This is a genomic window from Bartonella sp. AP57NXGY, assembly GCF_042195805.1.
Taxonomy (GTDB): Bacteria; Pseudomonadota; Alphaproteobacteria; order Rhizobiales; family Rhizobiaceae; genus Bartonella.
The window spans coordinates 6,443-8,607 of sequence record NZ_JBHIOZ010000060.1 but is presented as its reverse complement, the minus strand read 5'-3'; the positions used below and the strand labels follow the sequence as shown (position 1 = coordinate 8,607).

Annotated in this window: 2 protein-coding genes; both read left to right on the top strand. The window is 41.9% G+C overall.

Translation table 11 applies throughout. The annotated features are described in order from the left end of the window. Window positions 1-322: 322 nt before the first annotated feature. Window positions 323-1,441 (top strand): N4-gp56 family major capsid protein, encoded by a 1,119-nt coding sequence (locus ACFIL8_RS06535; protein WP_375689179.1) that lies wholly within the window; start codon window positions 323-325, stop codon window positions 1,439-1,441. A gap of 83 nt (window positions 1,442-1,524) precedes the next feature. Continuing rightward, window positions 1,525-2,165, top strand: a 641-nt coding sequence (locus ACFIL8_RS06530; protein ID WP_375689177.1) for a hypothetical protein, incomplete at its 3' end; no start/stop codon positions are given.

The following is a 2,165-nucleotide window of genomic DNA, read 5'->3' as shown; positions in this document are numbered from 1 at the left end:
TTTTTGCGGGAACGTTAAGAGGCTTTTAGCGCAGGAGAATGCGGGAGTGTTTTTTGCGGGAACGTTAAGAGGCTTTTAGCGCAGGAGAATGCGGGGGAGTGTTTTTTGCGGGAATGTTAAGAGGCTTTTGGCGCAGGAGAATGCGGGGGGATTTCTCAAACTCGGATGTGGAGAGGAGAGCTCTTATAAGGAGGAGGCAGACGTTAACAGAAATTAGATAAAACTCACAAACAACCTATTCACCATTTGAAATGAAATGTGGTGTTTTAACAACCGGCGCTTTGCCGGGTTTTTTATGTCAATAAAACTTTTAGAGGACAAAATGACTGTAACTTATATCGGACTTAATGACCCAATGGCAGTGCGCACATGGTCTAAATTACTAAACCAAGAAGTCTCAAAAGCACTTCCAATTGCGCCGTTGATTGGAAATGATTCAAACAGTATCGTACAATTAAAAGATGAAACTACGAAAGCAAGTGGGGATGCTATTAGCTTTAATTTGCGTGTGCAGTTGCTAGGCGATGGGGTAAGCGAAGGGCAGACATTGGAAGGCAATGAAGAAGCTTTACAGTTTCTCAATGATCGCTTGGCAATTAATGAACTCGTTCATGCTGTGCGTGTCAAAAATGAGGGAACGATTGATCAACAACGAATTCTCCATGATTTGCGCACCGAGGCAAAAAATGGTTTGGTTGATTGGTATGCAGATCGTCTGAGTATGATGTTCTTCATTCAAGTTTGCGGGTATACCGCAAAAACAATTAACTTTGAAGGACGCACGATTACCCTTAAACCAGTTCATTATGGGTTTAATGCGCCAACGGCACCAACCAATAAACGTGTGGTACGTCCTAATGATAAAGCAAAAGATGAGGACTTAAAAGAAGACGATGTTTTTGATCTCAGCTTGATTGATAAAGCAGTTGAACGGGCTAAATTGGCAAATCCTAAAATTAGACCTGTGCGGATCGATGGCGAAAATGTCTATGTGCTTTATCTACATCCAACCCAAGTGACACAATTGCGAACCAATACTGATGCGGGGCAATGGCTTGACATTACTAAGGCAATCTATAGTGGAAGTCGTATCAAAAATCCGCTCTATGATGGGTCTTTGGGCATGTATAATGGTGTGGTTTTACGCGAAGCTGAACATATTACCGAAGGGGTCGAAGCTGGAACCGCTAGCAAAGCTGTACCAAATGTGCGGCGGGCTGTTCTGCTTGGTGCGCAGAGTGCTGTGATTGCTTTTGGTAAAGATCGAGGGGCGACACGCTATAAATTGGTGGAAGAACTCTTCGACTATGAAAGAGAATTCGGGGTTGCGGCAAAAACCATTATCGGTATGAAAAAAACTTGCTTTACCTTGCCAGGAAGTACGCAAGGGGCTCAGGATTTTGGCACTATTGTCATTCCAACTTATGGAGCACCCGCTTAAAGCGAACGCTTGCTCTCTTCCCCCAACAAGAGGGATCTGTTGGGGGAAAAATTTAAAATGCTTCCAGAAACAAGGACAGGCTTATGACCACTTTATCCACTGATCCCCAAAATCTAAACCTTACACATTCAGACCATTCTAAAACTTTTGCTTATATGGTCGCGCTTATTCAAGATGAAATTGACGATACAACAGCGGAATATTCCCTGCAAATTCAAGATTCAATTTTTACGGCTTTGCGTTTGTGTGAACGCGAACCCTTTTTCTTTAATGAAAAAAGAGAAAGGACGTTTAAAACACAAAGTGGTAAAACATGGTATGGGCAAGAAGAAGGGGTTTTTATTGAAGCAGAAAAGAGTTTGGAGGGCGTCTTTTTAGTAACAAAGAGTGCAACACCAACAAAGTTGTTCTTTAAGCCCTTGGAAGTGTTGCATCAACAATATGGTATGCATCCTGCGCTAGGAACGCCATTCTTTTATACCTACCTTGATCAAAAAATAGGACTCTTTCCAACACCAGAACATGTGGAAGCTGTACAGCTTTCTTATGCTCCTGTTCATTTTGCCGATGAACAGCTGAAAGAGGATGATAACCCTTGGTTGATTTATGCTTTTGATCTTATTAAAGCACGGGCAAAATATGAATTGTATAAAAATATTCTTAAAGATCCTGAATATGCCGCCGTTTCTTTCAGAGATTTTCAAGAACAGCTTCAAGCTTTGCG

Excerpts from the sequence above, each read along its gene's own strand:
- ACFIL8_RS06535 (WP_375689179.1), top strand. The coding sequence starts at position 323 with ATGACTGTAACTTATATCGGACTTAATGACCCAATGGCAGTGCGCACA.